The 25,806-nt window shown below is 63.8% G+C and carries 27 protein-coding genes; 16 read left to right on the forward strand and 11 right to left on the reverse strand.

The window, feature by feature from the left end; genetic code table 11:
• Positions 1-115: 115 nt before the first annotated feature.
• Positions 116-577 (reverse strand): preQ(1) synthase, encoded by a 462-nt coding sequence (gene queF / locus A9K71_RS21475; protein ID WP_067000959.1) that lies wholly within the window; start codon positions 575-577, stop codon positions 116-118.
• Positions 578-776: 199 nt separating this feature from the next.
• On the opposite strand from queF, the gene A9K71_RS21480 reads away from it, so the two are divergent.
• Positions 777-2,822: an NADH:flavin oxidoreductase gene (locus A9K71_RS21480; RefSeq protein ID WP_067000479.1), complete on the forward strand. Its 2,046-nt coding sequence runs from the start codon at positions 777-779 to the stop codon at positions 2,820-2,822.
• A gap of 104 nt (positions 2,823-2,926) precedes the next feature.
• On the forward strand, positions 2,927-3,664 hold the full coding sequence (locus A9K71_RS21485; RefSeq protein WP_067000482.1) for an HD domain-containing protein: 738 nt from the start codon (positions 2,927-2,929) through the stop codon (positions 3,662-3,664).
• A 126-nt stretch (positions 3,665-3,790) separates the two neighbouring features.
• Here A9K71_RS21485 and A9K71_RS21490 read toward each other — a convergent pair whose 3' ends face one another.
• Positions 3,791-4,198 (reverse strand): hypothetical protein, encoded by a 408-nt coding sequence (locus A9K71_RS21490; RefSeq protein WP_067000486.1) that lies wholly within the window; start codon positions 4,196-4,198, stop codon positions 3,791-3,793.
• Positions 4,199-4,367: 169 nt separating this feature from the next.
• Here A9K71_RS21490 and A9K71_RS21495 point away from each other — a divergent pair, with 169 nt between their 5' ends.
• Positions 4,368-4,796, forward strand: a complete 429-nt coding sequence (locus tag A9K71_RS21495) for a MarR family winged helix-turn-helix transcriptional regulator (protein WP_067000490.1) — start codon at positions 4,368-4,370, stop codon at positions 4,794-4,796.
• Here the strand turns inward: A9K71_RS21495 and A9K71_RS21500 are convergent.
• Positions 4,793-6,862 (reverse strand): EAL domain-containing protein, encoded by a 2,070-nt coding sequence (locus A9K71_RS21500; RefSeq protein WP_067000493.1) that lies wholly within the window; start codon positions 6,860-6,862, stop codon positions 4,793-4,795. The genes A9K71_RS21495 and A9K71_RS21500 overlap by 4 nt on opposite strands.
• Before the next feature lie 299 nt (positions 6,863-7,161).
• On the opposite strand from A9K71_RS21500, the gene A9K71_RS21505 reads away from it, so the two are divergent.
• Genes A9K71_RS21505 through tdh form a run of 3 tightly spaced genes read left to right on the forward strand, consistent with a single transcriptional unit; the run spans position 7,162 to position 9,895 of the window.
• Complete coding sequence (locus A9K71_RS21505; RefSeq protein WP_067000495.1) at positions 7,162-8,349, forward strand: glycine C-acetyltransferase; 1,188 nt, start codon at positions 7,162-7,164, stop codon at positions 8,347-8,349.
• A 27-nt stretch (positions 8,350-8,376) separates the two neighbouring features.
• Positions 8,377-8,820, forward strand: coding sequence for an SRPBCC family protein (locus tag A9K71_RS21510; RefSeq protein WP_067000499.1), 444 nt, complete (start codon positions 8,377-8,379; stop codon positions 8,818-8,820).
• Between the two features lie 40 nt (positions 8,821-8,860).
• Complete coding sequence (tdh, locus tag A9K71_RS21515) at positions 8,861-9,895, forward strand: L-threonine 3-dehydrogenase (protein ID WP_067000502.1); 1,035 nt, start codon at positions 8,861-8,863, stop codon at positions 9,893-9,895.
• A gap of 87 nt (positions 9,896-9,982) precedes the next feature.
• On the opposite strand, the gene A9K71_RS21520 is transcribed toward tdh, so the two are convergent.
• On the reverse strand, positions 9,983-10,426 hold the full coding sequence (locus tag A9K71_RS21520) for a MarR family transcriptional regulator (protein ID WP_067000962.1): 444 nt from the start codon (positions 10,424-10,426) through the stop codon (positions 9,983-9,985).
• A 135-nt stretch (positions 10,427-10,561) separates the two neighbouring features.
• Between A9K71_RS21520 and hmgA the strand changes: the two genes are divergently transcribed.
• From hmgA to A9K71_RS21545, 5 genes are all read left to right on the forward strand, one after another.
• Positions 10,562-11,875 (forward strand): homogentisate 1,2-dioxygenase, encoded by a 1,314-nt coding sequence (hmgA, locus tag A9K71_RS21525; protein WP_067000505.1) that lies wholly within the window; start codon positions 10,562-10,564, stop codon positions 11,873-11,875.
• 106 nt (positions 11,876-11,981) lie between these two features.
• Positions 11,982-13,007, forward strand: a complete 1,026-nt coding sequence (locus A9K71_RS21530) for a fumarylacetoacetate hydrolase family protein (protein WP_067000507.1) — start codon at positions 11,982-11,984, stop codon at positions 13,005-13,007.
• Between the two features lie 4 nt (positions 13,008-13,011).
• Positions 13,012-13,548 (forward strand): DinB family protein, encoded by a 537-nt coding sequence (locus A9K71_RS21535; protein ID WP_067000509.1) that lies wholly within the window; start codon positions 13,012-13,014, stop codon positions 13,546-13,548.
• Between the two features lie 75 nt (positions 13,549-13,623).
• Positions 13,624-13,884, forward strand: coding sequence for a BrnT family toxin (locus A9K71_RS21540; protein ID WP_067000512.1), 261 nt, complete (start codon positions 13,624-13,626; stop codon positions 13,882-13,884).
• Positions 13,871-14,188 (forward strand): BrnA antitoxin family protein, encoded by a 318-nt coding sequence (locus tag A9K71_RS21545; protein ID WP_067000515.1) that lies wholly within the window; start codon positions 13,871-13,873, stop codon positions 14,186-14,188. The genes A9K71_RS21540 and A9K71_RS21545 overlap by 14 nt, the downstream gene beginning before the upstream one ends.
• A 29-nt stretch (positions 14,189-14,217) precedes the next feature.
• Here the strand turns inward: A9K71_RS21545 and hppD are convergent, their stop codons facing one another.
• The gene (gene hppD / locus A9K71_RS21550) at positions 14,218-15,333 is read right to left on the reverse strand and encodes a 4-hydroxyphenylpyruvate dioxygenase (protein WP_067000517.1); all 1,116 of its coding nucleotides are present in this window, start codon (positions 15,331-15,333) and stop codon (positions 14,218-14,220) included.
• 138 nt (positions 15,334-15,471) lie between these two features.
• On the opposite strand from hppD, the gene A9K71_RS21555 reads away from it, so the two are divergent.
• Complete coding sequence (locus A9K71_RS21555) at positions 15,472-15,939, forward strand: Lrp/AsnC family transcriptional regulator (protein ID WP_059187534.1); 468 nt, start codon at positions 15,472-15,474, stop codon at positions 15,937-15,939.
• 77 nt (positions 15,940-16,016) lie between these two features.
• Here the strand turns inward: A9K71_RS21555 and A9K71_RS21560 are convergent, their stop codons facing one another.
• The 4 genes from A9K71_RS21560 to aztA form a co-directional block, all read right to left on the reverse strand.
• Positions 16,017-16,355, reverse strand: a complete 339-nt coding sequence (locus A9K71_RS21560) for a TIGR01244 family sulfur transferase (RefSeq protein ID WP_067000965.1) — start codon at positions 16,353-16,355, stop codon at positions 16,017-16,019.
• 144 nt (positions 16,356-16,499) lie between these two features.
• The gene (gene aztC / locus A9K71_RS21565; protein WP_067000519.1) at positions 16,500-17,441 is read right to left on the reverse strand and encodes a zinc ABC transporter substrate-binding protein AztC; all 942 of its coding nucleotides are present in this window, start codon (positions 17,439-17,441) and stop codon (positions 16,500-16,502) included.
• A gap of 25 nt (positions 17,442-17,466) precedes the next feature.
• Positions 17,467-18,342, reverse strand: coding sequence for a zinc ABC transporter permease AztB (gene aztB, locus A9K71_RS21570; RefSeq protein ID WP_067000522.1), 876 nt, complete (start codon positions 18,340-18,342; stop codon positions 17,467-17,469).
• Positions 18,342-19,160 (reverse strand): zinc ABC transporter ATP-binding protein AztA, encoded by an 819-nt coding sequence (aztA, locus tag A9K71_RS21575; protein WP_067000968.1) that lies wholly within the window; start codon positions 19,158-19,160, stop codon positions 18,342-18,344. Before aztA ends, aztB begins: the two co-directional genes overlap by 1 nt.
• Before the next feature lie 231 nt (positions 19,161-19,391).
• On the opposite strand from aztA, the gene A9K71_RS21580 reads away from it, so the two are divergent.
• Entirely contained in the window at positions 19,392-19,736 is a 345-nt protein-coding gene (locus A9K71_RS21580) for a RidA family protein (RefSeq protein WP_067000525.1), read from the forward strand.
• Between the two features lie 52 nt (positions 19,737-19,788).
• Here the strand turns inward: A9K71_RS21580 and hutC are convergent, their stop codons facing one another.
• Positions 19,789-20,535 carry a histidine utilization repressor gene (hutC, locus tag A9K71_RS21585; protein ID WP_067000527.1) on the reverse strand — a complete coding sequence of 249 codons (747 nt, stop codon included), beginning with the start codon at positions 20,533-20,535 and terminating at the stop codon, positions 19,789-19,791.
• A gap of 5 nt (positions 20,536-20,540) precedes the next feature.
• Positions 20,541-21,896 carry a formimidoylglutamate deiminase gene (locus A9K71_RS21590; RefSeq protein WP_067000970.1) on the reverse strand — a complete coding sequence of 452 codons (1,356 nt, stop codon included), beginning with the start codon at positions 21,894-21,896 and terminating at the stop codon, positions 20,541-20,543.
• A 98-nt stretch (positions 21,897-21,994) separates the two neighbouring features.
• Between A9K71_RS21590 and hutI the strand changes: the two genes are divergently transcribed.
• The 3 genes from hutI to hutG all read left to right on the forward strand — a co-directional run bounded on the left by hutI (position 21,995) and on the right by hutG (position 25,792).
• Positions 21,995-23,224 carry an imidazolonepropionase gene (gene hutI / locus A9K71_RS21595; protein WP_197504264.1) on the forward strand — a complete coding sequence of 410 codons (1,230 nt, stop codon included), beginning with the start codon at positions 21,995-21,997 and terminating at the stop codon, positions 23,222-23,224.
• Entirely contained in the window at positions 23,221-24,756 is a 1,536-nt protein-coding gene (gene hutH / locus A9K71_RS21600; protein ID WP_067000531.1) for a histidine ammonia-lyase, read from the forward strand. The genes hutI and hutH overlap by 4 nt, the downstream gene beginning before the upstream one ends.
• 220 nt (positions 24,757-24,976) lie before the next feature.
• On the forward strand, positions 24,977-25,792 hold the full coding sequence (gene hutG, locus A9K71_RS21605; RefSeq protein ID WP_067000535.1) for an N-formylglutamate deformylase: 816 nt from the start codon (positions 24,977-24,979) through the stop codon (positions 25,790-25,792).
• The last annotated feature ends 14 nt before the right edge of the window (positions 25,793-25,806 follow it).

Below are 25,806 nucleotides of genomic sequence, written 5' to 3' on the forward strand. Positions count from 1 at the left end.
TTTGCCACGATGGAGATTGCCGAAAGCCGGGGTGACGTCCGATCTCCCTCCAAGTGGGGGAGATGTCCGGCAGGACAGAGGGGGGCGCTGTCCCGCCAGCCTTTCGCAACAAATTTCACCCGCGTCCGCGATATGGCGCGACCCCGGTGTCGGGCAGCCAGGCGCCTTCGGGCGGCGCGCCGGTCTGCCAGAAGACGTCGATGGGAATGCCGCCCCGCGGGAACCAGTAGCCGCCGACGCGCAGCCAGAGCGGCTTGGTCGCTTCGACGATGCGGCGGCCGATCATGACGGTGCATTCCTCGTGAAAGGCGCCATGGTTGCGGAACGAGGTCATGAACAGCTTCAGCGACTTCGATTCCACCAGCGTCTTGTCGGGCGCGTAGTCGATGACGATGTGGGCGAAGTCGGGCTGGCCGGTGACCGGGCAGACCGAGGTGAATTCCGGGCAGGTGAAGCGCACGATCGCGGGCGGGCCGTCGCCTCGCTCGAACGGCACGGTCTCCAGGACGGCCTGTTCGGGGCTCTGGGGCGTCTCGACGTGTTTGCCGAGTTGGGTCAGGTTTTTTGCGTCGGTCATCGATGGCTCCTCGCTGCCGCCGATGATTGCAAGGGCGGCAGGTGCAATCAGTTGAAAGTGCGCCGCGATCGAACGGACCCGGCGTGTTTGGCGGCTCATTAGCATTGGAGCGAAAGCCGCGCAGCGGTTTTCGGATGAATCCGATGCGTGAAATGGAAGCGGGAGCAGCTCCCGCGCAATTTGATACGGCAGGAAGACGATGACCAGCAACGACCCGCTTCTCCAACCTTATCAGCTCAAGCACCTGACGCTGAAGAACCGGGTGATGTCGACCAGCCATGAGCCGGCTTATTCCGAGGACGGCATGCCGAAGGAGCGCTACCGGCTCTACCACGCCGAGAAGGCCAAGGGCGGCATGGCGCTGACGATGACAGCGGGCTCTGCCATCGTGTCACGCGACAGCCCGGCCGCCTTCGGCAACCTGCATGTCTATGACGACGCCATCGTGCCGTGGCTCGCCGAACTTGCGGATGCCTGTCATGAGCATGACTGCAAGGTCATGATCCAGATCACCCATCTCGGTCGCCGCACCGGCTGGAACAAGGCCGACTGGCTGCCGGTGCTTTCCGCCTCGCCGGTGCGCGAGCCGGCGCATCGCGCCTTTCCCAAGACCATCGAGGACTGGGACATCGAGCGCATCGTTGCCGATTATGCTTCCGCCGCCCAGCGCTGCCAGGCGGCCGGCCTCGACGGCATCGAATTCGAATCCTACGGCCATCTGATGGACGGCTTCTGGTCGCCCGCCACCAACCATCGCGACGATGATTTCGGCGGCTCGCTCGACAACCGGCTGCGCTTCACCAACATGGTGCTGGATGCGGTTCGCGCCGCGGTCGGCGAGAAATTCGTCGTCGGCATCCGCATGGTCGCCGACGAGGATTTCGAAAAAGGCCTGTCGAAGGAGGAGGGCGTCGAGATCGCGAAACGTCTGGCTGGCTCCGGCAAGGTCGATTTCCTCAACATCATCCGCGGCTCGATCGAGACCGACGCGGCGCTGACCAAGGTCATCCCGGTGGCCGGCATGCGCTCGTCGCCGCATCTCGATTTCGCCGGCGAGGTGAGGGCGGCGACGAAATTCCCGACTTTCCACGCGGCGCGGATATCCGATGTCGCGACCGCGCGTCATGCGATCGCCTCCGGCAAGCTCGACATGGTCGGCATGACGCGCGCCCATATCGCCGATCCGCATATCATCAGGAAAGTGATGGAAGGGCGCGAGCACGAGATCCGGCCTTGCGTCGGCGCCACCTACTGCCTCGATCGCATCTATGAAGGCGGTGAGGCGCTCTGCGTCCACAACGCCGCCACCGGCCGCGAAGCGACGATCCCGCATGTCATCGCGAAAAGCGAAGGGCCGAAGAGGCGGGTGGTGGTCGTCGGCGCCGGGGCGGGCGGTCTGGAAGCTGCGCGTGTCGCCGCCGAACGGGGCCATCAGGTGACGGTCCTCGAAGCGTCCAGCCAGGCCGGCGGCCAGGTGCGGCTCGCGACGCAAAATCCGCGCCGCAAGGAGCTGATCGGCATCATCGACTGGCGGCTTGCCGAGCTCGATCGCCTCGGCGTCGAGATCCGCTACGACACATGGGCCGAAAAAGACGATGTCCTCGCACTTTCGCCGGATGTGGTGATTGTCGCCACCGGCGGCCTGCCGCAGAACCCGCCGCTGGCAGCGGGCGACAATCTCGTCACCTCGAGCTGGGACATCATGGCCGGCAGCGTCAAGCCGGCCGAGAGCGTGCTGCTCTATGACGACAATGGCGGCCATCAGGGCATGGGCGCGGCGGAATTGATAGCCAACAGCGGCTCGAAGCTGGAGCTGGTCTCACCGGAGCGCTTCTTCGCGCCGGAAATGGGCGGCCTGAACCACGTGCCCTATATGCGCGCTTTTCACGAGAAAGGCGTCACCGTCACCATCAACGCCCGTCTGCGCTCCGTGCGACGCGAGGGCAACCAGCTCATCGCCGAGCTGGCGTCGGACTTCGCCGATGGCTGGCGCGGCGAGCGGCGCGTCGACCAGGTGGTGGTCGAGCATGGCACCGCGCCGCTCGACGATCTCTACCTCGCGCTGAAGCCGCTGTCGAAGAATGGCGGCGCGGTCGACTACGAGCGGCTGGTAAGCGGCGGCGACATTTTTCCGCCGCGCAATCCGGAAGGCGGCTTTGTTCTGTTCCGCATCGGCGACGCAGTCGCCTCGCGCAACATCCACGCGGCCATCTATGACGGCATCAGGTTCGGCATCCGGATCTGAAGCTGGGTCGTCCATTGGCCAGGCTAGACCTGACAGATCTTATTTGCAATTTTCGGGCGCGGATTCCGAGGGCTGCAATTCGGGTCGCATAGTCGGGGGCTTGCTTGACCGGAAAAGACCTGTTCGTTCCGCGCCAGACCAATACGGCGCTCTATATCCAATTGCACGAGGCCGGGCACGCATTGGACGATATCGTACGCGTGCAGAAGGCCTATCGGGTGGCGTGCGCGATGTTCAACGGCCGCTACCGAAAGTCGGGACGGCCCTTTATCTGCCATGCGGTAGGCGCCGCCTCGTCGGTGGCGCATTTCGAAAGGGATATCGATTTCGTCGTCGCGGCGATGTTCCACGCTGCCTATGACAGCGGCCAGTATCCGGACGGCAGGTCCAGTCGGCGCAGCGAGGCGCACCGGAAATGGCTGGAGGCGCGGATCGGGCCGAGGACTGAAGGCCTCGTCGCTCGCGTCGGCGCCATGAAATTCGACACCGGCGACCCCGAGCGCCTTCTGCAGGAGGGCGTGCCGGCCGGCGATGAGGACATCCTGTTCCTGCAGCTTGCGCACGAGGTCGACGACCTCGCCGACGGCGGCTTGGCATTCGCACCCAAATATGGCCGCTCGATCGAAACGCGGGTCGCGGCCTGCGCCATCCTGGCCAGGCAACTTGGCCGCGAGGATCTCGCCGCGACGATCGAAACATATGGCGGCTGTTATGAAGCGCTTGGCTGGGCGGCAGCGCTTCAGGACGTCAGGCTGGAAGGTTTTCGCATCGCGCCCAACATGCGCACCTACATAAAGCTGCGACGGGAAAAATTACGCGGCGGTTCCGTTGAGGTGATCTGATGCACCGGTCACGGCCGCACCGAGGAAACGCACCGGACCTTCACAAGGAGAGCCACCTGCCGCGTTGGTCCGGTGCGCCGCGCGCGGCCGCCGGCCTGCACCGGTACCGCGCGAGCCGTTGACGGGTCAGAACATCCTGGCCGTGGCCATGCACAACACGGTGATGACCAGCAGCCCGCCGGCGAGGCGTTCGCCTTTGGTCATTTTCGCGCGCAACTGCGTTTGCGTCGCCGCATCGGCGCCCGCCAATCGCCCGCTGGAAGAGGCGACAAGGGCGCCCTGCACGCCGGCGGCGATCAGCGCCGTCGCAATCCCCAACGCCAGCACCATCTCCATCGAGCCGAAAGCGCCTTCGTGGAAGAAATACCAGAGCAGCAGACCGGTCAAAAAGACCATGCCGGAGGCGCCGAGTTGCGGCCGGATAAAGCGCTCCGCCTTGATCTCCGGATCACGGGCAACCGCAATGGTCGTGCCGGCCCAGAAGACGCCGGCCATAACATGCAGGCCGATGACGACGATGTAGACATATTGCATGACTGCATTCCTCTCGTTCGCCCCGCCACCGGTGTGACGCTTTGCCTGTCGGTTTTGCCTATCGGCTGGGTCCGACAACGTTAATAAGACAAAGTTAGATATCTAACAGTTAGATGTCAATACTTCATGCGAAGTTTCGCCAACCCGTTGCTTGTTCTAGTGTCCGGCCATGACGCCATTTGATCGCCCGCCCATCGGCATGAATCTCGCTCGCACCGCCAAACTGGTGGCGCAGGCCTTTGATGCTGCCTTGGTGGAGGCTGGCGGAACGCTGCCGGTCTGGGTGACCTTGCTCTCGGTCAAGTCGAAGGAACTGGCCAACCAGCGCGAGCTTGCCGGCATGATCGGCATCCAGGGCGCGACGCTGACGCATCACCTCAACGCCATGGAGGCGCAAGGGCTGCTGACGCGCCGCCGCGATCCGCAGAACCGCAGGGTGCATCGGGTGGCGCTGACCGAAACCGGCGAAGCGCTGTTCGAGAAGTTGCGCCTCGCGGCCGTCGCCTTCGACAAAAGGCTGAGAGCCGGGCTGCCGGACGACCGGCTTGCGGAATTCGCCGAGGTGCTGGCGGCGCTTCGGGCGAATGTGGGAGGTTAAGCCCGGCTGCCCTGCAGCACCTTGAGCTTCGCCTTCTTCGGGCTGCGCGCGGTAAGCCATTCGCGCGCCTTGTCCTGCGGCATCGGGAAGGCGATCGAATAGCCCTGCACCTGGTCGCAGCCGATCGCCATAAGCGAGTCGAGCTCGGCCTCCGTTTCCGCGCCCTCGGCGACGATCGAGATGCCGAGCCCGCGGGCAAGCTCGGTGATGGCGCGCACGATCTTGGTGTTGTCGCCGTTCTCGTTGATATTCTGGACGAAGCGGCGGTCGATCTTCAGCCGATCGATCTCGTTCGGGTTGACATGGCTGAGTGAAGCATAGCCCGTGCCGAAATCGTCGAGCTCGAGATGGACGCCCGCCGCGCGGATATGCCTGAGCTTGGCGGCGATGCCGGTCTTCTCGTCGTCGAGGATGACGGATTCAACGATTTCCAGCGACAGCTTCTGCGGCGCAAGCCCTGCCCGCTCCAGCGTTCCGAACAGGAAATTGTCGAAATCCGGCTCGCGCAGCTCGGTGCCCGAGACATTGACGGCGATGCGTCCGAAATCGATGCCGGCGCGATCCCATTCGGCGGCTTCGTTGATCGCCTTGCTGATGACGATGCGGCCGATATCCGGCATGAAGCCGCACTTCTCCGCCACCGGGATGAATTCGCCGGGCGAGATCATGCCGCGCGTGGCGTGCTTCCAGCGCACCAGTGCTTCGATACCGCTGATCTTGCCGCTGGTGAGCGACACTTGAGGCTGGAAATAGACCTCGAAGGTCTTTTCCGCGATCGCCGTGCGGATGTCCTGCTCGAGCTGCTTGCGGTAGTCGAGCTCGCGCCGCAGCTCTTCGGAGAAGAAGGAGAAGCTGCCGCCGCCGAGCTTCTTGGCCGAATAGAGGGCGAGATCGGCATGGACGAGCAGGTCCTGCGCGTTGTCGGCGTCGACTGGATAGACGGCGATGCCGGCGCTGGCGCCAGGCATTATGGTCGTGCCCTGGAAGGTGATCGGCTCGTTGATGTTGGCGATGATGCGCTTGGCCAGCGCATGGATGTCCTCGGTGCTGCCGGCGCCGTTGAGGATCATCACGAACTCGTCGCCGCCCAGACGGGCGCAAAGATCCGATGCGCGGCAGGAATCGCGCATGCGTTGCGCGGTGACGACAAGCACATAGTCGCCCGCCGCGTGCCCCAGCGTGTCGTTGATCTGCTTGAAGCGGTCGAGGTCGAGTTGGATCACCGCCAGCCGCTCGCGGCGACGATGCGCGCCCTTGATCAGCGTGTCGAAATGATCGGTGAGGAAGGTGCGGTTGTGCAAGCCGGTCAGGCCGTCATGCACGGCGATGAAGGCCATCGAATTGCGGGCGTCGACCAGTTCATGCGTCTTGCGCAGGATGGCCTTGGACATCGGCCGGAAGATGAATAGCGCGACCAGCACGATGACGCCGATAGTGGCAAAGAACAGCGTGCGGTGCAGGCTGAGCATCTCATCCGACCGCTCGGTGGCGAAGGCGCTGATGCGCTGGCCGAGCGCGGCATAGCCGGACAAAGTCGCATTGGCGACGGAGGCGTCGAGGCCGACGCGCTCGCCGCCGCCCTTATAGCCGTCGCTTTGCATGCCGAGCTGGGATGCAAATGATGAAACCAGTCGATCGCCGTTGGCGATAAGCCCGACCGAGAAATAGTCGAGATGAAACGGCTTGCTGAACAGCACATATTCGATCGACTGCGGATCATTGCGCGCCGGCGATAGCGGATCGGCGCCGGTCTCCTTGAGCAGCCGGTCGTAATTGGTCTCGAACTCGCCCGTTGCCTGCTTGAGCGCGGTGACCAGCGCCGGCTGCTTGTCGCGGGGGGCCGCACCGGTCGCGCTGGCCAGGAAGACGATGCGCTGCGACAGCGCCTTCTGCGTGGAGACGATGTTGAGCAGCGCGTCGTTATGCTGCTGCTGCGCCATCAACTGCTGCAGCAGGATGAAGGAAGCCATCACCATGGCGGCGATGATCAGCAAGGCCAGCCAGTAGCCGCTCTTGATCAGCAGAATCAGCTTGCGCGAAACGCTGTGCACCGGCTGCTGCGACATAATTGAGTGACCCCTCCCGATCGACGGATTCCTGCCATGGATTTGCGGCGCCAGAACCCTTGACGCGAAAGGGTTAACAGCTCGGCAAACCGGCACGGTGCCGGAGCGGGCGGCGCGACAAAGCTGAGAGGATGGTTATTATGTACTTTCGCCGATCGTCGCATTTGAACACATTCTTGTCCGGCTGCGCTGAAGGAGCTGCGGCGCGGCTTGCGCAACGCCACCGAAGCAGTCGTTTTTGCGATGGATTTTTCTTGTCCGCAGCGCGACAGTCCGCATCGAACAAACAGGGCCATACGATGAGCGCAGCGTTTCTCTCCCACATCGACAACGAGCTTGAAGGCGTGAAATCGGCCGGGCTCTACAAGTCCGAGCGGGTGATTTCCTCCACGCAGTCGGCCCTGATCGAGGTCGCCGGCCAGAAGGTGCTGAATTTCTGCGCCAACAACTATCTCGGCCTGGCCGACAGCCCCGAGCTGCGCGATGCGGCGAAGCAGGCGCTCGATCGCTACGGCTACGGCATGGCCTCGGTGCGCTTCATCTGCGGCACCCAGGAAGAACACAAAGAGCTCGAAGCCACCATCTCTTCCTTCCTCGGCATGGACGACACCATTCTCTACGGCTCCTGCTTCGATGCCAATGGCGGCCTGTTCGAGACGCTGCTCGGCGAGGAAGACGCCGTCATCTCGGACGCGCTGAATCACGCCTCGATCATCGACGGGGTGCGGCTCTCCAAGGCCAAGCGCTTCCGCTACGCCAACAACGACATGGCCGACCTCGAGGCGCGGCTGAAGGAGGCGAAGGACTGCCGCTTCCGACTGATCGCCACCGACGGCGTGTTCTCGATGGACGGCATCATCGCCAACCTGCAAGGAGTCTGCGACCTCGCCGAGAAATACGACGCCATGGTCATGGTCGATGACAGCCATGCCGTCGGCTTCGTCGGCAAGAACGGCCGTGGCTCGGCCGAGCACTGCGGCGTCGAGGGCAGGGTGGACATCATCACGGGCACGCTCGGCAAGGCGCTGGGCGGCGCGTCCGGCGGCTATACCGCGGGGAAGAAACAGGTGGTCGACTGGCTGCGTCAGCGCTCGCGGCCCTATCTCTTCTCCAACACGCTGATGCCGGCGATCGCCGGCGCCTCGCTGAAAGTCTTCGAGCTGATCCGCAATGGCGATGCGCTGCGCCGCCGCCTATATGCCAATGCGGAACGCTTCCGGTCTCAAATGGGCAAGCTCGGCTTTACGCTTGCCGGCGCCGATCATCCGATCATCCCGGTGATGCTGGGCGACGCCACTCTTGCGCAGGAGATGGCCGCCCGCATGCTGAAGCGCGGCATCTACGTCATCGGTTTTTCGTTCCCGGTGGTGCCGAAGGGCCAGGCGCGCATTCGCACCCAGATGTCGGCGGCGCACTCCGGCGCCGATATCGATCGCGCCGTCGAGGCGTTCGGCGAGGTCGGGAAGGAACTGGGTGTAATCGCTTGACGGTGCCGCCGGCAATGGAAAAGGGCCATGGCGATCGATGTAACGAGCAGTATCGAGATCGCCAGCCCGCGCGCGGTTGTCGCCGCCTTTTCTTCCGATCCGGACAATGTTCCGCGCTGGTACGTCAACATCAAGTCGGTGGAATGGAAGACTCCCCGACCGGCCCAGATAGGATCGAGAATTGCATTCGAGGCGCAGTTCCTCGGACGGCGGCTCGCTTATACCTACGAGATCCTGGATCTCGTGCCGGGCGAGAGGCTGGTGATGCGATCCGACGAAGGACCGTTTCCGATGGAGACGAGCTATGGATGGCGGGATTCCGGCGAAGGCCGCACGCATATGACGCTCCGGAATCGCGGCTCGCCGGCCGGCTTTTCCCGTCTCATGACCCCGCTCATAGCCGTGGCTGTCCGACGTTCGACCAATCGCGATCTGCTGCGGCTGAAGAACATCCTGGAAGCGGCAGGTTGATGATCCGTCAGGACGGGGAAGATTTTCTGGAGAGTGTTCGATGTCCAACATGATGAAGGCGCTGGTGAAGGCCAAGGCCGAGCCGGGCATCTGGATGGAAGAAGTGCCGGTGCCGGAAATCGGCCCCAACGACGTGCTGATCAAGGTCAGGAAGACCGCGATCTGCGGCACCGACGTCCACATCTACAATTGGGACCAGTGGGCGCAGAAGACCGTGCCGGTGCCGATGGTGACCGGCCATGAATTTGTCGGTACCGTCGCGGATTTCGGCGCGGCCGTCACCGAATACAAGGTCGGACAGCGCGTCTCGGGCGAGGGCCACATCGTCTGCGGCCACTGCCGCAACTGCCGCGCGGGGCGAGGGCATCTCTGCCGCAACACGCTCGGCGTCGGTGTCAACCGGCCCGGCGCCTTCGGCGAGTATGTAGCGATCCCGCAGCACAATGTCGTGCCGATCCCCGACGACGTGCCGGACGAGATCGCGGCGATCTTCGATCCATTAGGCAATGCTGTCCACACCGCACTGTCCTTCGACCTGGTCGGCGAGGATGTGCTGGTCACCGGCGCCGGCCCGATCGGCATCATGGGCGCGCTGGTCGCGCAATGCGTCGGCGCGCGGAAAGTCGTCATCACCGACATCAACCCGGTCCGGCTGGAACTGGCGCGCAAGCTCGGCGTCCAGCATGTGGTCGACGCCTCGAAGGAGAAGCTGCGCGACGTGATGCCGGCACTCGGCATGACCGAAGGTTTCGACGTCGGGCTGGAGATGTCGGGCGCCGCGCCAGCCTTCCGCGACATGATCGACACCATGAACAATGGCGGCAAGATCGCCATCCTCGGCATCGCTCCCACCGGCTTCGAGATCGACTGGAACAAGGTCATCTTCAAGATGCTGCATCTCAAAGGCATCTACGGCCGCGAGATGTTCGAGACCTGGTACAAGATGATCGCCCTGGTGCAGGGGCCGCTGGATGTTTCGGGTCTGATCACGCATCGCATCGGCATTGACGATTTCCAGGTTGGGTTCGATGCGATGAGGAGCGGTAGTTCCGGCAAAGTGGTGATGGACTGGTAGGTTTGGTGGAAGCAGCATCCTAGCAATGCTGGCGGGACAGCACCCCCCTTTGGCCTGCCGGACGGACAGAGGGGGTGTGAAGGATCGCTAAGAAGAAGATAAAGCCTCTTCTAGCGCTGCCACCCCCCTGACAATCGCCGCTCTCTCTTCCTCGCTCAGCCTCGCCAGCAGCTCCCTTTCAAACGCTTTCGCCAGCGGCACCATCTCGCGATAGGCGGCGAGGCCCGCCTTGGTCAGCGTCAGATGCTCGACGCGGCGGTCGTTCTCGTCCGGCGTTCTTGTCAGCCAGCGCCGACGTTCGAGCGCGGCGACTGCGCGCGACACCTTGGTCTTGTGCATGGCCGACTGCTCGCCGAGTTCCGTCGCCGTCATCATCCCGCGCTGGCCGAGGCCTGAGAGCGTGCGCCATTCCGGCCGCGTCAGACCGTGGCGCTCCTTGTAGATGCGCGAGAATTCGCGGCTCACGGCGTCGGCCAGCCGGTAGAGCCGGTAGGGCAGGAAGTTTTCTAGCTCGAGAATCTCCGATTTCATTTGGCGCACCATCGATGCGGGGTTCGGCGTTGATAGTTACATTTTCGATGGTTACAAATGAAACCAGTTTGGTCAACATCGCCGGAAAGCCTTCCTCAACGCTGAGCGCGGCAGCCCGGGATCAGAGAGGATCGGATGGCTTTTTCCTATATGCCGGGCTTCGGCAACGACTTCGAGACCGAGACGCTGCCGGGATCGCTGCCGCAGGGCCGCAACTCGCCGCAGCGGCCGGCCTACGGGCTCTATGCCGAGCAGCTTTCGGGCTCGCCCTTTACCGCGCCGCGCGGCACCAACGAGCGCTCCTGGCTTTACCGCATCCGTCCAAGCGTGAAACACACCGGCCGCTTCAAGGGCGCGAGCTATCCTATGTGGAAGACCGCGCCCAACGTCGGCGACCACGAGCTGGCACTCGGCCAGTACCGATGGAACCCGGTGCCGATCCCGACCGAGCCGACCGACTTCATTTCCGGCATGCGCACCATGACCACGGCCGGCGACGCGGTCGGACAGTCCGGCATGGCGGCACACGTCTATGTCGCCAACCGCTCGATGGTCGACGACCATTTCTTCAATGCCGACGGCGAGCTCATGATCGTGCCGCAGGTCGGCACGCTGCGCTTTGTCACCGAGATGGGCGTCATCGAGCTTCGCCCCGGCGAGATCGCGGTGCTGCCGCGCGGCCTCGTCTTCAAGGTCGAGATCGCCGACAGTCAGGCGCGCGGCTATGTCTGCGAGAATTACGGGGCAAAATTCACCATGCCCGACCGCGGCCCGATCGGCGCCAATTGCCTGGCCAATCCGCGCGACTTCAAGACCCCCTGCGCCTGGTTCGAGGAGAAGGAGACGCCATGCCGGCTGATCGTCAAATGGTGCGGCACTTTCCACGTCACCGAGCTCGGCCATTCGCCGCTCGACGTCGTCGCCTGGCACGGCAACTACGCGCCCTATAAATATGATCTGGCGACGTTTTCGCCGGTCGGCGCGATCCTCTTCGATCACCCAGACCCGTCGATCTTCACCGTGCTGACGGCGCCGAGCGGCGAGGAGGGCACGGCCAATGTCGACTTCGTCATCTTCCCGCCGCGCTGGCTAGTGGCCGAAAACACTTTCCGGCCGCCCTGGTACCACCGCAACATCATGAGCGAGTTCATGGGCCTGATCCACGGCCAGTACGATGCCAAGGAGGAAGGTTTTGTCCCCGGCGGCATCAGCCTGCATAACCAGATGCTGGCGCACGGACCCGACGCCTCCGGCTTTGAGAAGGCCTCCCGCGCCGACTTGAAACCGGTCAAGCTCGACAACACCATGGCCTTCATGTTCGAGACGCGCTTTCCGCAGATGCTGACGCGCTACGCCGCCGAACTCGACACCTTGCAGGCGAACTACATCGACTGCTGGGCCGACCTGAGGAAGCGCTTCAACGGCACGCCGGAAGGCGACTGGTCCTGATTGGTGAAGTCAGAGTCAGGAAAACATCGGCGGGTGGCTTGACGATCACTCGCGACGGCCTTGTTGTGGGACGAGCGGCACAAAGCCCGCGAGGAGAGGAAACCGCATGAAGCTTGCCACTTTGAAGAACGGGACGCGCGACGGGAAACTGGTCGTGGTCTCGCGCGATCTGACGCGGTTCACCGACGCTTCTTTCCTGGTGCCGACGCTGCAGGCTGCGCTCGACAATTGGGGGCGCTTGGCGCCGCATCTGGCGGCGATGGCGGAATCGCTCGAGACCAGCGCGGTGCCCTCGGCCCGCTTTCACGAGCATGACGCGCATTCGCCGCTGCCGCGCGCCTATCAATGGGCGGACGGCTCGGCCTATGTGAACCATGTCGAGCTGGTGCGGAAGGCGCGCGGCGCCGAGATGCCGGCGAGTTTCTGGACCGATCCGCTGATCTACCAGGGCGGCTCGGACTCCTTCCTTGCGCCGCGCGATCCGATCCGCATGGCCGACGAAGCCTTCGGCATCGACATGGAGGCGGAAGTTGCCGTCATCGTCGGCGATGTGCGGATGGGCGCCGGGCCGGGCGAGGCGCGCGAGGCCATCCGCCTCGTCATGCTGGTCAATGATGTGACGCTTCGCGCCATCACGGGGCCGGAACTGGCAAAAGGCTTCGGCTTCTTCCAGTCGAAGCCGTCTTCTGCTTTCTCGCCGGTCGCGGTGACGCCGGACGAGCTTGGTGATGCCTGGGACGGCGGCAAGGTCAGCCTGCCGCTGCTCGCCGATCTCAACGGCAAACCGTTCGGCCGTGCCAATGCCGGCATCGACATGACCTTCGATTTCCCGGCCTTGATCGTGCATGCCGCGAAAACGCGGCCGCTTGCCGCCGGCACCATCATCGGCTCCGGCACCGTCTCCAATAAGCTGAATGATGGGCCAGGCAGGCCGGTCGCGGCAGGCGGCGCCGGCTATTCCTGCATCGCCGAGCTGCGCATGATCGAGACCATCGAGAGCGGCGAGCCGAAGACCCCGTTCCTGCGCTTCGGCGACACGGTGCGCATCGAGATGAAGGACAAGGCCGGCCATTCGATCTTCGGCGCCATCGAGCAGAAGGTCGAGAAGTACGAGGGGGAGAAAGGAACCTGAAAAGGTGACCCTGCTCGAGCATCTTCGCCGCATGGCTCGCAACAATTTGTGGTCGAACGACCGGCTCTACCGCGCCGTGCTGGAGCTTCAGCCCGGCGAGTTCGAGGCCGGTCGAACCAGTTTCTTTCCCTCGATCAAGGAGACGCTCAACCACATCCTCGCGGTCGATCGTCTCTATCTCGATTTTCTGACCGATGGCGGCCTCGGTGCTGCGGCCTATGACGACTTCACACCGTTCGACGATGCGTCACGCCTGGCCGCTGCACAGACCGATTTTGACCGCAGGCTTGTCGCCTTCTGCGACGGCCTGTCGGAGGCAGATCTCGACCGCCGCGTCATCACCGACCGCCGCGAGGACGGCATGATCCCCGAAAGGATCGGCGACATCCTCGCCCATGTCTTCCTGCACGACATCCACCATCGCGGCCAGGTGCACGCGATGCTGTCGGGCACCTCGGTCTCCCCACCGCAATTGGATGAGTTCTTGCTCGATTACGACATTAAGCTCAGGAAGGACGAGGTCGAGCGGCTTGGGTTGTGAACAAGCGAGAACGCTTCGGGAATTATTGTAGTTACGAAAATTATTGACTTAATTCATGTAGGTACATAAATTCAGATGCGGATCGTCTGGGATGAACCTAAACGGTTGGCCAACATTGACAAACACGGCTTGGATTTCGCGGCGCTAGACGAGGAGTTTTTCCTTGCCTCGGCGATCCGGGCGGCCAAATCCGGCCGTTTCATGGCGATTGGTCGGGTAGTCGGCGGCGGCGTTGTTGCAGTGGTCTTTTCCCGGCTTGGCTCCGAAGGCATCTCGGTTATTTCAATGCGGGCGGCCAACCAGACGGAAAGGAGATTGTTCGATGGCGAAAGCTAAGCTGAACACTACAAAGCTGGACAACGGATTCAAGTCAGGCAAGGGATTCACCGAGGAAGATTGGGATGCGGTTTCGGACAATCCCGAATGGACCGAGGAGGATTTTCGGAATGCTCGTCCCTTCGCCGACGTGTTTCCGGACCTTGCCGAAAGCATTCGCTCGCGTGGTCGGCCGGCACTCGACAATCCGAAGAAGCAGGTAACGCTGCGCCTCGACAGCGATGTGGTTGCTCGTTTCCGTGCCAGCGGGCCCGGCTGGCAGAGCCGAATCAACGAAATTCTGAGGAAGGCCGCCGGCCTTTAGAGTAGCCGGCGGCTTGGTCTTTCGGCTGACTACGCCGCCCTGCCATCCAGCTTGATCACGCCACGCTTGATCTGGTCCTGCTCGATCGATTCGAACAGCGCGCGGAAATTGCCTTCGCCAAATCCTTCGTCGCCCTTCCTCTGGATGAATTCGAAGAAGATCGGCCCGATCACCGTCTTCGAGAAGATCTGCAGCAGGATCTTGGTCATACCGCCGTCGACGACGCCTTCGCCGTCGATCAGGATGCCGTGCTTCTTCATGCGCTCGATCGGCTCGTCATGGCCGTGCACGCGCTCATGCGACATCTCGTAATAGGTGTTGGGCGGGCCGGGCATGAACTTCAGCCCGTTGGCGGCGAGCTTGTCGGTGGCATCGTAGATCGCGTCCGTACCGACGGCAATGTGCTGGATGCCCTCGCCATTGTACTTCTTCAAATACTCGGCGATCTGGCTGGTTTCGTCCTTGGACTCGTTGAGCGGAATGCGGATCTTGCCGCAGGGCGAGGTGATCGCCCGGCTGACCAATCCGGTGATCCTGCCGTCGATGTCGAAGAAATGGATCTGCTTGAAGCCGAACAGGTCGCGGTAGAAGTCCCACCACTTGTCCATGTTGCCGCGATAGACATTGTGGGTCAGGTGGTCGAGGTAGTAGAAGCCGACGCCTTCGGGTTTCGGATTGCGCTCGCCAAGCCACTCGAACTCAGCATCGTAAGCCGAGCCCTTGTCGCCATAGGTTTCGATGAAATAGAGGAGCGATCCGCCGATGCCGACGATCGCCGGCGCGTCGAGCGCCTTGTCGGTGCCCTCGTAGGGCACAGCACCCTTCGACACGGCGTGGTCGAAGGCATGCTTCGCATCGACCACGCGCCACGCCATCGAGGCGGCGCAGGGGCCGTGCTTTTCGACGAATTTCATCGCATGCGAGCCTGGCTCGGCATTGACGACATAGTTGATGTCGCCCTGGCGCCAGACGGTGATGTCCTTGGTGCGGTGCTTCGCCACCGCGATATAGCCCATGCGGGCAAAGAGCTCGGCAAGTTTTGCCGGGTCTGAATGCGCGAACTCGACGAATTCGAAGCCGTCGGTGCCGGCGGGATTCGCCTTGCTGATCTTGGCGGGTGGGGCGTCATGCGGGAAGGGTCCCATGGCATTCCTCCGAAAGCTGTTGCGGCCGTGCTTGGCCGATTTTCACCATAATAACGCTGGACGGCTGCATGGTGCTTGCATTCAACCGCCTGGAATGCCCACAATGTGCGCAGATTGTGCATGATTGGGGACAAAACCATGGATGATGCGCGCCTTGATCAATTTGACCGCAAGATACTGGCGCTCCTGCAGGGCGATGCGCGGCTCACCAACAATGATCTTTCGGAGCGCGTGAACCTGTCGGCCTCGCAATGCTCGCGCCGCCGCCAGCGGCTGGAGGAAGATGGCTATATCAGGGGCTATCGCGCGGTGCTCGACCGCGACCGTCTCGGCTTTTCGCTGGTCAATGTGATTTCGGTGACCTTGGCCACCCACAACCGCGACAATGCCCGCCGCTTCGGCGAGCTGGTGGCGCGGCTACCCGAGGTGCAGGAAGCGCACGCGCTGACCGGCGAGATGGATTACATCCTGAAGGTGGTGACGCCCGATCTCAAATCGCTTTCCGAGTTCGTCAACGGCGTGCTGCTGCCGCATGAATCGGTGCAGCATGTGAAGACGGCGATCGTGCTGGAAACGCTGAAAGAGACCGGCGCGCTGCCGATTTAGTTTGCGGAGATCTTTGTTGGATGCGACGGCGACGGAACGCGAACCTGCGGAATTGGCTCTCGCCAATGCGCAAGCTTTCACCCCCTCTGCTGCTGGATCAGCCCATAGAGGTTGGTGCAGCGCGCGCCGGAGCGGCAATAGGCGAAGACCGGGCCTTCGAGCTCGTCGAGCGCCTCGGCCTGATCCTCGACATTGTCCATAGTGAGCTGGCCGCTGATCACCGGAATGTAGCGGAAGGCGAGCCCCGCGGCTTCCGCGGCCGCCTTGACGCTGTCGGCCGAGGGCTGGCCGGGCTGTTCGTCGTCCGGCCGGTTGCAGATGACGCTCTTGAAGCCGGCGTCCTTGATGGCAACGATGTCCTCGGGCTGGATCTGCCCCGAGACCGAATAGTCTTCGCTGATCTGGCGGTATTCCATAGCGTCGTCCTCGCAATCCTTGGCCGCAGTCATGCCACCGCGCGGCATTAGCGACAATCCGTAGCACCGGATTTCTCTGCCAAATAGAGAGTGCGGGGCGGAAAATCCAACCGGGCCGGTTTTAGCCCGGTTGGATGATGCCGCTTAGCTTCCGAGCAGCGCGCCTTTGAACTGCTCGATGTTGTTGTGCATCATGTCGATATAGGTCGAGGCCGGGCCGTCGGGCGGCGACAGCGCATCGGAATAGAGCGTGCCGCCGACCTTGATGCCGGTCTCGCTGGCGATCTGCTCGATGAGCCTGGGGTTGGTGATGTTCTCGATGAAGATCGCCGCCGCCTTGTCCTGCTTGACCTGGTTGACCAGCTTGGCCACGTCGGCGGCCGAAGGCTCGGAATCGGTCGAGATGCCTTGCGGAGCAAGGAAGGTCAGGCCGTATGCATGCTCGAAATAGCCGAAGGCGTCATGCGAGGTGATGACGACGCGCTTGGCCTCGGGGATCGCCTGGATCGCCGCGGTCACTTCGCCCTCCAACGCGCCGAGTTTCTGGGTGTAGGCGGCGGCATTGGCCTTGTAGCTGTCGCAGCCCGCGCTATCGGCGGCGCAGAATGCATCGGCGATATTCTTCACATAGATCTTGGCATTGGCGATCGACTGGAAGGCGTGCGGGTCGTTGACCGTCTTGCCGCCGCCGGTGCCGGCGCCTTCGGCCGCGTCGGCATCGGCGAATTCCGGCTTGAAGGCGATTGGCGTCACGCCCTTGGTCAGCGTCACGATCGTCGCCTTGGTGGCGCTGGTGTCGACCAGGCGCTGCAAAAAACCTTCGAAATGCAAGCCGTTGACCAGCACGACATCGGCGCCGGCCATCGCCACCGCATCGGCCGGGGTCGGCTCGTAGACATGCGCGTCGCCGTCCGGGCCGACGATGGTGGTGATGTTGACGCGGTCGCCGCCGACATTCTTGGCAAAGTCGGCAATGACCGTGAAGCTCGCCACCACCTTGAGCGGCGCCGCAAAAGCGGACGATGCGGCGAAAGCGCTTAATGTTATAACGCTCAGCGCCAGGGCGGCGCGAAAGGATTTCAACATTGGGAAGAGTCTCCTTGCTTGGGGATTAAGCTGTGCGGTGGCGGTGATGCACGATACGGGCGCGCAGCGCGCCGCGCGTGCCGAACAGGATCGAGCAGAAATAAACGACGCCGGCCGAAAGGATGATAGCCGGGCCGGACGGCAGCGAGGCGTGATAGGACAAAAGCAGTCCGGCTATGCAGGAGGCAAAGCCGATCAGCACCGCCAGCGCGCACATCGGCTCGACGCGAACCGTCCAGAAGCGCGCGGCGGCGGCCGGCAGCATCATCAGCCCGACCGAGAGCAGCGTGCCCAGCGCCTGGAAACCGCCCACGAGGTTGAGCACGACCAGCCCAAGAAAGATGAAATGGACCGGGCTGCCCATGCGGCTCACCGAGCGCAGGAACAGCGGATCGAGGCATTCGGCGACCAGCGCCCGCCAGAAGATGGCGAGGCAGGCGAGCGTCACAACCACAATGCCGCAGATCAGGATCAGCGCCTCGTTGTTGAGCGCCAGCACGGTGCCGAACAGCACATGCATCAGGTCGACGCTCGAGCCGCGGATCGACACCATCAGCACGCCGATGGCGAGCGAGATCAGATAGAAGGCCGCCATCGAGGCGTCCTCGCGCTGGATGGTGAAGCGCGAAACCGCCCCTGCGCCAAGCGCGACGATGATGCCGGCGATCAGCCCGCCGACGGTCATCGGCAGGATTTCGAGGCCATAGAACAGGAAGCCGGCGGCGGCGCCTGGCAGGATGGCATGCGCCATCGCATCGCCCGACAGGCTCATGCGCCTGAGCATCAGGAAGACGCCGACCGGGCAGGCGCCGAGCGACAGCATCAGCGAGCCGAACAGAGCCCGCTGCATGAAGGCGAAATCGGCGAAGGGCTGGATGAACAGGCCGTAGAGAAACTCCATCACGCCGCCCTCGGTCCGGAGCCGTGGTGGTGACCATGCCCATGAGCGTGATCATGGTGGTCGTGTGCGTGATCATGGCCATGATCATCGGGCTCGCACCAGGGCGCGTTCTCTTCCCAGGCCTCGTGAAAGCGCCGCGCCTTGAGCAGGTTTTCAGGCCTGAGCGTCTCTTTTGTGTCGCCCCAGGCGACAGGCTGGCGGGCGAGCAGCAGCGTCTCGGGAAAATTCCGCCGCACGAGATCGAGGTCGTGGACGACCACCATGATCGTGCGCTCCTCGCCATGCCAGCGCTTTATCAGCTGGATGAGGTCGCCGACGGTCTTGGCGTCGACGGCATTGAACGGCTCGTCGAGCAGGATGAGATCGGCATCCTGCAACAGCACGCGGGCAAACAACGTGCGCTGCAGCTGACCGCCGGAGAGCGTGTCGATCGGCCGCTTCTCGAAACCGCCGAGCCCGACCGCCATCAGCGCCTTGCTGACCGACTCGCGATCCTCTTTGGTGTAGCGTCCGAGCATGCCGCGCTTCGGCCACAGGCCAAGCGAGACCAGGTCGACCACCCGCGCCGGAAAGCTGCGGTCGAGCTCCGACTGCTGCGGCAGATAGGCGGTGCGCACGCCGGGCGCGCGGACAACCGTGCCCTCCATCGGCTTCAGCACGCCGACAATGCCCTTCATCAGCGTCGACTTGCCCGAGCCGTTGGCGCCGACCACCGCAGTCAGCGAGCCTTTTCGGACCGTGCCGTTGAGGTGATGGATGGCCGGATGGCTGTTGTAACCGAGCGTCAGGTCGCGGAAGGTCAGGCAGGCATTTGTCATCAGACGTTTCGGATCGGGCGCCAAATTCGAGAGTACCCGTCGATATGTGATGTTATTACATTAGTCAACATGCCGGTTCGGCGGAATTGTGTCCAGATCGGTCAACTCGCCGTGTACACGGAAGCGGTCCGGAGCCGATAAATTGGCTCAATCGGTTTCGCGCCGGTCGGCCTTGCCCGGAGCCGGCACGGACTCTAAACAGGCGCGACCCTAGAAAAGAAGGAGCCTCCCATGAGCATTCGTCGTATCGATGTCGGCCCGCGCATGAGCCAGATCGTCATTCACGGCAACACCGTCTATCTGGCCGGCCAGGTCGGTGAGCCCGGCGGCAACGTCGCCTCGCAGACTCGCGACATCCTGAAGACCATCGACGAATTGCTGGCCAAGGCTGGCACCGACAAGACCAAGATCGTGCAGGCGATCATCTGGCTGGCCGACATGGGCACCTTCGCCGAGATGAATTCGGAGTGGGACAAGTGGGTGCCGCAAGGCCACACGCCCGCCCGCGCCACCGGCGAAGCCAAGCTCGCCACCCCGGAATATCTGGTCGAGATCATCGTTACGGCGGCGCTGTAAGGCGCAGGAACCGCCAATCTTCCCCTCGTGGGCCCCACGAGGGGAAGATCGCTCATCCCTGCGAAGGCGTGAACCGCGCCACAAGCGTGTGGCTTTCCGCCGGATAGATGAAGCGCACTTGCGTGACCGGATGCTCGGCGCTCCAGGTGCGGCGCTCGACCACCAGGCAGGGCGCGCCGGGATCGATGTCGAGCGTGTCGGCGATAGTTTCGTCAGCCGCCATGGCGCGGATACGGTGCTCGGCCTCGCTCCACGGCACGCGTCCGATCAGCCAGGGGCCGGGCGCAATGTCGAGAAATTCTTCCTCGCTGGCCTCGCCCACCGCCGAAAGATTGATCAGGCGCTGCTCGAGCGCGAATGGCCGTTCGCCGGCAAAATGCAGCCCCTCCAGCCAAAGCACTGGACCCGTGGCTGATAGCCCAAGCAGCGACCGATCCTCGGCATTGCCACGCCGTTTCATGCGCTCGAGCCGTTCATAACGATAGGGCAGGCCAAGCGCCTCGACCTCGATCCTGATGTCGTGCAGCTCCAGCACCGCCGCCTGCGACTGCGGCTGGCGCACGAAGCTGCCCGAGCGGCGGCGGCGCTCGATCAACCCCGCCTTGGCGAGCTGCGACAGCGCCTTGTTCACCGTCATGCGCGAACAATCATATTGAGCCGTCAGCTCGTGCTCGAACGGGATGCGGTGGCCGGGTGCCCATGCACCCGACAGGATTTTTTCCCGGATGTCGGACAGGATACGCTGGTGCAGCGACAGGGTCTCGCCGTCTTCCATCTCTGCCGTTTCGGCCATGCTCATCGGGATCAGCCTTCGGACAGCGCCATCATCACTTTGCGGAAGCGCCCGGCGACCGCCTCGCGTTTGACATGCCTGCCGCCGCTCACCTGCTTCTTGCCATGCACCCAGACGCAATCGACCTTGCTGCCATTGGCAAAGATCCAGGCGTCGAGGATGGCATCGCCCGCCTTGCCGGCAAGCGAGGGATGACCGGCGTCGAGCGAGACGAAATCGGCGGGCCTGCCGACGGCGAGGGTTGAGGGGCTGTCGCCGAGCGCGATGCTGCCGCCATCGAGCGCGGCATCGAACAGCGCACGACCGGTAGAGCCGCCGGCGCGCGCCAGCACATTGCGAGCGCGGTGGGCGAGGCGCTGCGAATATTCGAGCTGCCGAAGCTCGTCCGGCAGGCCGATCAGCACATTGGAGTCGGAGCCGACGCCGAAGCGGCCGCCATGTTCGATGAACAAGGGGGCGGCGAAAGTGCCGTCGCCGAGATTGGACTCGGTGATCGGGCAGAGCCCAGCGACGGCGCCGCTCTTGGCCATGGCGATCGTCTCGGCCTCGGTCATATGCGTGGCGTGGATCAGGCACCAGCGCCTGCCCACCTCAGCATGTCCGAGCAGCAACTCGACCGGACGCTTGCCTGACCAGGCGATGCAGTCCTCGATTTCCTTCACCTGCTCGGCGACATGGATGTGGATCGGCCCGTTCGGCGCCATTGCGGCAACCGCGTTGAGTTCGTCCGGCGTTGCGGCGCGCAGGCTGTGCGGCGCGACGCCGACGACGGCTTGCTCCAGCGAGCGAACGCCTTCGCGAGTTTTCTCAAGCAGACGTTCGAAGCGTCCGACATCATTGATGAATCGCCGTTGGCCTTCGTTGGGAGCAGCACCGCCGAAGGCCGAATGGGCATAGAAGACCGGCAGCAGCGTCAGTCCGATGCCGGTGTCGGCGGCGGCAGCCGCGATCCGCTCCGCCATCTCGGCGATGTTGGCGTAAGGCTGCCCGTCGCGGTCGTGATGCAGATAGTGAAACTCGCCGACGCGCGAAAACCCGGCTTCCAGCATCTCCACATAAAGCTGCGCCGCGACCGCCTCGACCTGGTCCGGCGTCATCGACAGCGCGAAGCGGTACATCACCTCGCGCCAGCTCCAGAAACTGTCGGCCGAGGGACCGCGCAGTTCGGCAAGCCCCGCCATGCCGCGCTGGAAGGCGTGGCTATGCAGGTTGGGCATGCCGGGCAGGACGATGGCGTGGCGTTCGTCGCCGGCGTGTGCCGAAGAGCCCGCTTCGACTTCAGAGATACGGCCGCCGTCGAAAGCGATCCTCACATTGCCCCGCCAACCGCCGGGCAGCAGCGCCTGTTCCGCATAGATCGCCATCACCTCCAAACTCCCAATCCGAATGCCCGAGCGACATTAACACTTGCGTCGCGTTCCAATATGTATATACATAATCGTCATCCTTTCAAATGGAAAAGATGATGGGTGGAGCAAACGGAAAGAGCGGCCTTCGTCTGTGGCGCAATGCCCGCCTGGCGACCATGGCCGAGGGTGCTGCCGGTCTCGGCATCGTCGAGAAAGGTGCGATCGCCGCGCGCGACGGGCTGATCGTCTATGCCGGATCGGAGGCCGACCTGCCGGCAGCCGCCGGGCAGGGGGCCGAAACGGTCGATTGCCAGGGCCGCTGGATCACCCCCGGCCTGATCGATTGCCACACCCACCTTGTCTATGCAGGCAACCGCGCCAACGAATTCGAGATGCGCTTGGCCGGCGCCACGTATGAGGAGGTGGCGCGCGCCGGCGGTGGCATCGTTTCCTCGGTCAAGTCGCTGCGCGCCGCGAGCGAAGACGAGCTCGTCTCCCAGACGCTGCCCCGCCTCGACGCGCTGATGGCCGAGGGCGTCACGACCGTCGAGGTCAAGTCCGGCTACGGCCTCGATGCCGACAATGAAAAAAAGTCGCTGCGGGCCGCGCGCCGTCTGGCCGGTGAGCGCTCCGTCACGATCCGTACGACCTGTCTCGCCGCCCATGCGCTGCCGCCCGAAGCCAGGGGCGACAAGGACGCTTTCATCGATCTCGTCGCCGGCACGATCCTCCCGGCGGTTGCCGCCGAAAAGCTCGCGGACGCCGTCGACGGTTTTTGCGAGGGCATTGCCTTCTCACCGGAACAGATCGCGCGCGTCTTCGATAAGGCGAAAGCGCTTGGCCTGCCGGTGAAGCTTCACGCCGACCAGTTGTCCAACCTGCATGGCGCCGCGCTTGCCGCGCGCTACGGCGCGCTGTCGGCTGATCACCTGGAATACACCGATGGGGAGGGCGCCGCGGCGATGGCCGAGTCCGGCACCGTCGCGACCATCCTGCCCGGCGCCTACTATTTCATCCGCGAGACCAAGAGGCCGCCGGTCGATCTCTTCCGCCGCCACGGCGTGAAGATGGCGGTCGCCACCGACTCCAATCCCGGCACCTCGCCGCTTACCTCGCTGCTGCTCACCATGAACATGGCCGCGACGCTCTTTGGCCTGACCATCGACGAATGCCTCGCCGGCGTCACCCGCGAGGCCGCGCGTGCGCTGGGGCTTCTCGACAGGACCGGCACGCTGGAAGCCGGCAAATCGGCCGACCTTGCCGTCTGGGATATCGAGCGTCCGGCCGAACTTGTCTATCGCATGGGCTTCAATCCGCTCCATGCCCGCATCTGGAGAGGACAATGACCGAACTGATCCTGAAGCCCGGCAGCGCGACGCTTGCCGACTGGCGGGCCATCTATCGCGGCGCCGTGCCGAAGCTCGACGATCCCTGCCGGCCGAAGATCAAGGCCAGCGCCGAATCCGTCGCCCGCATCGTCGCCAAAGGCGAGCCGGTCTACGGCATCAACACCGGCTTCGGTAAGCTTGCCAGCGTTCGCATTCCGGCAAACGACCTCGAAACGCTCCAACGCAACATCGTGCTTTCCCACGCCGCGGGCGTCGGCGAACCGATGCCGGCCCCCGTGGTGCGGCTGATGATGGCGTTGAAGCTGGCGAGCCTCGCCCAGGGCGCTTCCGGCGTGCGCGCCGAGACCATCGACCTGCTCCAGGGGATGCTCGCCAACGACGTCATTCCGGTCGTGCCGGCGCAAGGCTCGGTCGGCGCCTCGGGTGACCTCGCGCCGCTCGCGCACATGACGGCCGTCATGATCGGCGTCGGTGAATGTTTTACCCCGCATGGTCGTTTCCCGGCCAAGGTCGCCTTCGTCTCGCATGGGCTGGAACCGGTCACGCTCGGCGCCAAGGAGGGCCTGGCGCTGCTCAACGGCACCCAGTTCTCGACCGCCTTCGCGCTCGCCGGCCTGTTCGAAGCCGAGACGCTCTACCAGTCGGCGCTGGTCGCCGGCGCCCTGTCGACCGATGCTGCCCGCGGCTCCGACGCGCCTTTCGACCCGCGCATTCATCTGTTGCGCAAGCATCGCGGCCAGATCGAGACCGCGGACGCGTTGCGCAATCTGATGGCCGGCAGCGCCATCCGTGAATCGCACCGCGTTGGCGACGAGCGCGTGCAGGATCCATACTGCCTGCGCTGCCAGCCGCAGGTGATGGGCGCCGCGCTCGACGTCCTGCGCAAGGCGGCCGACACGCTCGAGACTGAAGCCAACGGCGTCACCGACAACCCGCTGATCTTCGCCGAAGACGACACCGCGCTCTCGGGCGGCAATTTTCACGCCGAGCCGGTGGCCTTTGCCGCCGACATGATCGCGCTTGCGGTCTGCGAGATCGGCTCGCTGTCGGAGCGGCGCATCGCCATGCTGGTCGATCCGGCGCTCTCCGGCATGCCGGCTTTCCTGACGCCGAAGCCTGGCCTCAATTCCGGTTTCATGATCCCCCAGGTGACGGCGGCGGCGCTCGTTTCAGAAAACAAGCAGAAAGCCTATCCGGCGAGCGTCGATTCCATCCCGACCTCGGCCAACCAGGAAGACCATGTCTCGATGGCTGCGCACGGCGCGCGCCGCCTGCTCGGCATGATCGAGAATGCAACGGCCGTCATCGGCATCGAGCTGTTGGCAGCCGCGCAAGGCTGCGATTTCCACGCCCCGCTCGCCTCGAGCGAAGCGCTGGAGACGGTGCGCAAACTGGTCCGAGCCGAGGTGCCGCATCTCGATAACGACCGGCATTTCCACCCCGACATGGAAAAGGCGATCGCCCTGGTCCGCAGCGGCGCCGCGGTTAAGGCGGCGGCTGCGGTGGCGCTGCCGGGGATTGCGTCATGAGATTGAATGCTCTGATAGGTCGCGATCCTTCACGCCCCTCTCTGTCCTGCCGGACATCTCCCCCACAAGGGGGGAGATTGGCAACTTTGGCGCCCCGCTCCTTCTTGCAACGTGGACGATTGGCGAAAGCCGGCGTGATATCTGATCTCCCCCCTCGTGGGGGAGATGTCCGGCAGGACAGAGGGGGGCGCCGTAGAGCTCCAACCCGTGGAGAGCTCCAATGACCACGCCCTGGCTCACCATCACACGCGGTACGGCGCCGCTGCTGGTCTCGATCCCGCACACCGGCATAGATCTTGCGGGCCTCGACAGCCGGTTGGTCTCGCCGTGGCTCGGCCGCCGCGACTGCGACTGGTGGATCGACAAGCTGTACGACTTCGCGAACGATCTTGGCGCGACGGTCGTCCACACCGCCATCTCGCGCACCGTCATCGACGTCAACCGCGACCCCTCCGGCGTCTCGCTTTATCCTGGACAGGCGACGACCACGCTCTGCCCCACCGACACGTTTGATGGCGATCCGCTCTACCGCATGGGCGAGGAGCCGACGCCGTCCGAGATCGACCGGCGCCGCGAGACTTACTTCGCGCCTTACCATGCCGCACTGCAGGCTGAGATCGACCGGCTGCGCGGCATGCATGAGAAGATCGTGCTGTATGATTGCCATTCGATCCGCTCGGTGCTGCCGCGCCTGTTCGAAGGCACGCTGCCGGTGTTCAATCTCGGCACCAATGACGGCAAGAGCACCGAACCATCGCTGCAGGAAAAGGTAGCCGCCATCCTCGCGGCGAGCAGCCAGTCCTGGGTAGTCAATGGGCGCTTCAAGGGCGGCTGGATCACCAGAAGTTTCGGCCGGCCGCAGAGCGGCGTCCATGCGCTGCAGATGGAGCTCTCGAACCGCGGCTATATGCGCGAGCCGTCGGAAAAGGGCGCGCCAGACAACTGGCCGGTGCCTTACGACCCAATCTACGCGGCGCCGATCCGCGCCACGCTGAAAACCATTCTCGAAACCGCGATTGCCTGGGCCGCGCGCTGACGCTCCCGCCGCAC

This window comes from Mesorhizobium sp. WSM3873, from assembly GCF_001672445.1.
Classification (GTDB): Bacteria; Pseudomonadota; Alphaproteobacteria; order Rhizobiales; family Rhizobiaceae; genus Mesorhizobium.

Excerpts from the sequence above, each read along its gene's own strand:
- aztB (WP_067000522.1), bottom strand. The coding sequence starts at position 18,342 with ATGGAGTTTCTCTACGGCCTGTTCATCCAGCCCTTCGCCGATTTCGCC.
- A9K71_RS21545 (WP_067000515.1), top strand. The coding sequence starts at position 13,871 with ATGGCGAAAGCTAAGCTGAACACTACAAAGCTGGACAACGGATTCAAG.
- aztC (WP_067000519.1), bottom strand. The coding sequence starts at position 17,441 with ATGTTGAAATCCTTTCGCGCCGCCCTGGCGCTGAGCGTTATAACATTA.
- hutI (WP_197504264.1), top strand. The coding sequence starts at position 21,995 with ATGGGTGGAGCAAACGGAAAGAGCGGCCTTCGTCTGTGGCGCAATGCC.
- hmgA (WP_067000505.1), top strand. The coding sequence starts at position 10,562 with ATGGCTTTTTCCTATATGCCGGGCTTCGGCAACGACTTCGAGACCGAG.
- A9K71_RS21500 (WP_067000493.1), bottom strand. The coding sequence starts at position 6,862 with ATGTCGCAGCAGCCGGTGCACAGCGTTTCGCGCAAGCTGATTCTGCTG.
- A9K71_RS21480 (WP_067000479.1), top strand. The coding sequence starts at position 777 with ATGACCAGCAACGACCCGCTTCTCCAACCTTATCAGCTCAAGCACCTG.
- A9K71_RS21530 (WP_067000507.1), top strand. The coding sequence starts at position 11,982 with ATGAAGCTTGCCACTTTGAAGAACGGGACGCGCGACGGGAAACTGGTC.
- A9K71_RS21495 (WP_067000490.1), top strand. The coding sequence starts at position 4,368 with ATGACGCCATTTGATCGCCCGCCCATCGGCATGAATCTCGCTCGCACC.
- aztA (WP_067000968.1), bottom strand. The coding sequence starts at position 19,160 with ATGACAAATGCCTGCCTGACCTTCCGCGACCTGACGCTCGGTTACAAC.
- A9K71_RS21510 (WP_067000499.1), top strand. The coding sequence starts at position 8,377 with ATGGCGATCGATGTAACGAGCAGTATCGAGATCGCCAGCCCGCGCGCG.
- hutH (WP_067000531.1), top strand. The coding sequence starts at position 23,221 with ATGACCGAACTGATCCTGAAGCCCGGCAGCGCGACGCTTGCCGACTGG.
- A9K71_RS21490 (WP_067000486.1), bottom strand. The coding sequence starts at position 4,198 with ATGCAATATGTCTACATCGTCGTCATCGGCCTGCATGTTATGGCCGGC.
- A9K71_RS21580 (WP_067000525.1), top strand. The coding sequence starts at position 19,392 with ATGAGCATTCGTCGTATCGATGTCGGCCCGCGCATGAGCCAGATCGTC.
- A9K71_RS21505 (WP_067000495.1), top strand. The coding sequence starts at position 7,162 with ATGAGCGCAGCGTTTCTCTCCCACATCGACAACGAGCTTGAAGGCGTG.
- hppD (WP_067000517.1), bottom strand. The coding sequence starts at position 15,333 with ATGGGACCCTTCCCGCATGACGCCCCACCCGCCAAGATCAGCAAGGCG.
- A9K71_RS21540 (WP_067000512.1), top strand. The coding sequence starts at position 13,624 with ATGCGGATCGTCTGGGATGAACCTAAACGGTTGGCCAACATTGACAAA.
- A9K71_RS21520 (WP_067000962.1), bottom strand. The coding sequence starts at position 10,426 with ATGAAATCGGAGATTCTCGAGCTAGAAAACTTCCTGCCCTACCGGCTC.
- hutC (WP_067000527.1), bottom strand. The coding sequence starts at position 20,535 with ATGAGCATGGCCGAAACGGCAGAGATGGAAGACGGCGAGACCCTGTCG.
- A9K71_RS21555 (WP_059187534.1), top strand. The coding sequence starts at position 15,472 with ATGGATGATGCGCGCCTTGATCAATTTGACCGCAAGATACTGGCGCTC.
- tdh (WP_067000502.1), top strand. The coding sequence starts at position 8,861 with ATGTCCAACATGATGAAGGCGCTGGTGAAGGCCAAGGCCGAGCCGGGC.
- queF (WP_067000959.1), bottom strand. The coding sequence starts at position 577 with ATGACCGACGCAAAAAACCTGACCCAACTCGGCAAACACGTCGAGACG.
- A9K71_RS21560 (WP_067000965.1), bottom strand. The coding sequence starts at position 16,355 with ATGGAATACCGCCAGATCAGCGAAGACTATTCGGTCTCGGGGCAGATC.
- hutG (WP_067000535.1), top strand. The coding sequence starts at position 24,977 with ATGACCACGCCCTGGCTCACCATCACACGCGGTACGGCGCCGCTGCTG.